The 2,658-nt window shown below is 64.2% G+C and carries 3 protein-coding genes and 1 pseudogene; 3 read left to right on the forward strand and 1 reads right to left on the reverse strand.

The window, feature by feature from the left end:
- Positions 1-289: pseudogene (locus tag Q0520_RS01845) on the forward strand (hypothetical protein); the annotation flags it as partial.
- Between the two features lie 46 nt (positions 290-335).
- Here the strand turns inward: Q0520_RS01845 and Q0520_RS01850 are convergent.
- A complete protein-coding gene (locus tag Q0520_RS01850; RefSeq protein ID WP_298665856.1) occupies positions 336-521 on the reverse strand; it encodes a YegP family protein in 186 nt (61 codons plus the stop codon).
- A 136-nt stretch (positions 522-657) separates the two neighbouring features.
- Between Q0520_RS01850 and Q0520_RS01855 the strand changes: the two genes are divergently transcribed.
- Positions 658-1,635, forward strand: coding sequence for a DNA methyltransferase (locus tag Q0520_RS01855; RefSeq protein ID WP_298665857.1), 978 nt, complete (start codon positions 658-660; stop codon positions 1,633-1,635).
- Positions 1,636-1,746: 111 nt separating this feature from the next.
- Positions 1,747-2,658 (forward strand): UbiA family prenyltransferase (locus Q0520_RS01860; protein ID WP_298665859.1); only part of this gene is annotated, 912 nt, incomplete at its 3' end.

The following is a 2,658-nucleotide window of genomic DNA, read 5'->3' on the forward strand; positions in this document are numbered from 1 at the left end:
CCTGGTCGACTTCTTCGCCGACGTCCTGGAGAAGATGAGTTCCGCGGCAGAGGTCGCTCTGGCCGGGCCCATGATCCTGGGCCTGCGGGTCTTTCTCTACTTCGTCGTGGTCATGCTCGCCCTGACGCAACTCGCCATCGACCTGACCATCATCTACGTCTTCATCGAACCGATCGCCTGGGGCGTCGGGATCGGGATCGGCGCCGCTATTGCGATCATTGTTGGCTTCGGTCTCAAGGACCGGAGCCCGGAAATCATGGACCGCCTGCTGTCAAAGGCGAAAAAATAATTTTTTTTCGGGAGGCGAGATGGAGTTCTGGAATGGTCTGTCGGCTTTACTCGCGTGCCTGGAGGACTTCGGCATTGGGGGCGTTGTTCCTGACGCTCTCTATCCCTTTCAGGCATGACTCCTTCGACCTGTAGCCCTGGCTTGTGGCGATGACCTGGCCGTTGGATGCCTTGAGCCTGAACCTGAATTCTCCGGACTTGTCCTGGTAGACTTCGAATTTCCCTCTGGGCATGGTTCCACCGATGATAGGGTTGAATTGTCGCTATAAATATCTTTTTATTTTTCCCGGCGATTATTCGGCCCTCTCATGGGCGGACCGCCGTCCTGTTTCGTCACTCCTATGTAGGGTGTGCGCCAACAGAGTGGTGATGCACCTTACCTGCCCTGCCTGCGGATGTTCGTTCGAGTACACCGGACGGGGGACATTTTTCACCTCCTGCCCTGCCTGCAAAAAGCGGGTCACGATCAGGAGGAGGAAATCGGAGACGAGCGACTTCGGGGTCTCGAAGCGTGAGTGTCACGACGCACGGGCGTTTTACGGCCGGCGGATCTATGCGGCGGCCGGGGCGGGGAGTGAGAGCGCGGCGGGTGAGAACGACCTCCCGCCGGACCTCAGGAACGCGGTCCTCTGCCGGGACAGCAGGGACCTCAGTGTGATCCCGGACAACAGCGTCCACCTGATGGTCACGTCACCGCCCTACAATGTGGGCAAGACCTATGACGACGACCTGGACATGGAGGAGTACCTCGCCCTGCTGCGGGCGGTCTTTGCCGAGGTCTACCGGGTGCTCGTGCCGGGCGGGCGGGCCTGCGTGAATGTGGCGAATGTCGGGAGGAAGCCCTACATCCCGTACCACAGCTTCATCATTGGGGTGATGGAGGAGATCGGGTTCCTGATGCGCGGCGAGGTGATCTGGAACAAGGCGACGGGGGCCGGGATATCGACGGCGTGGGGGAGCTGGCGATCGGCCTCGAACCCGACGCTGCGCGACGTCCACGAGTATATCCTGGTCTACTCGAAGGGTTCGTATGCCCGGAAGAAGGGGGAGAAGGAGGACACGATCACGCGGGAGGAGTTCCTGGAGTGGACGAAGAGTCTCTGGACCTTCCCGACGGAGTCGGCGCGTAAGGTGGGCCACCCGGCGCCTTTTCCGGTGGAGTTGCCGTACCGCTGCATCCAGCTCTACACTTTCAAGGGGGATGTGGTCCTGGACCCCTTCGCGGGTGCGGGGACGACGGGGGTGGCGGCGCTGCGGGCGGGCCGGGACTTTGTCTGCGTCGACTCGGACGCGGGCTACGTGGAGCGGGCGAAGGAACGGTTGCGGGCCGAGGGCTGGGACGGCTGAGGGGGCCGGGAGGCGCCCTCCCCATCCTTTATATTCTCCAGTGCCCTGCTGGAGAGTGATGATCTCCGGACCCATCCCCTGTGCGATGGTCGAGCAGGAAGGCGACGGCCGATGACCCTCCGCGCCTACGCCGACCTGCTGCGCATCCAGTTCGCGTTTGCCTGGCCACTTCTCTTCTGTTCAGGCCTTGTCCTCGCCTTCGGCACGTACGGCGGTTTTTCCTGGTCTCTGGTCGTCACGGCCGCCCTCATCGGCCTCTTCGGTTTCGAGGCCGGGATGGTGCTCAACGACTACGTGGACCGGGAGCGCGACCGGCGGGACGTCGAGGGGCGGCTGACGCGCTACTGGCGGCTCTTCGGGACGCGGCCCCTTGCTGAAGGGCGGATCCCGGCGGGGCACGCCCTCGCCCTCTTCCTCATCCTCGCCCTCGCCGCCCTCGCCCTGACCGCCACGCTACCGTACCCGCACTCTCTCTTCGTGGCCGCGATCATGGTGTACAGCTATGCCGTCGAGGTCTTCTACCAGGTGAAGAAGAGGGACCAGTCTTTTCCGATCGCGCAGGTCGTCGGGCGGACGGACTTCGCCCTCTTCCCGGTGGCGGGATACCTTGCCGCGGGGATGCCCGACCTGACGGCCCTCCTCTACTTTCTCTTCTTCTACCCCTACGCCCTCGCCCACCTCGGCGCGAACGACCTGGTCGATGTGAGAAACGACCGGGCGCGGGGGATGCGGACTGTCCCCCTGCTCTACGGGACGCGGGCGGGTGTCCTCTGGGTCGCGGGGTTCACCGCCGTCCACGGCGTCATGGCCCTCCTCTTTGCGGGGGTGCTCGGGACGGTTGCGCGGGCCGGTCTCCTCGTCGGCTTTGCCCTCATCGTCGTCGCGAACGCGGTCATCCTCCGGGACAGGACGCCGGAGGCGGCGATGCGGGTGCTCCCCCTCTTTCACCTGGCGATGGTGGTGTACGCCGTGGGGATGATCCTCGGGGCGGCGGGGCGCGGGGGGGGCGATGACACTTGCAAC

It is taken from the genome of uncultured Methanofollis sp., from assembly GCF_937919355.1.
GTDB lineage: Archaea > Halobacteriota > Methanomicrobia > Methanomicrobiales > Methanofollaceae > Methanofollis.

Excerpts from the sequence above, each read along its gene's own strand:
- Q0520_RS01850 (WP_298665856.1), bottom strand. The coding sequence starts at position 521 with ATGCCCAGAGGGAAATTCGAAGTCTACCAGGACAAGTCCGGAGAATTC.
- Q0520_RS01855 (WP_298665857.1), top strand. The coding sequence starts at position 658 with ATGCACCTTACCTGCCCTGCCTGCGGATGTTCGTTCGAGTACACCGGA.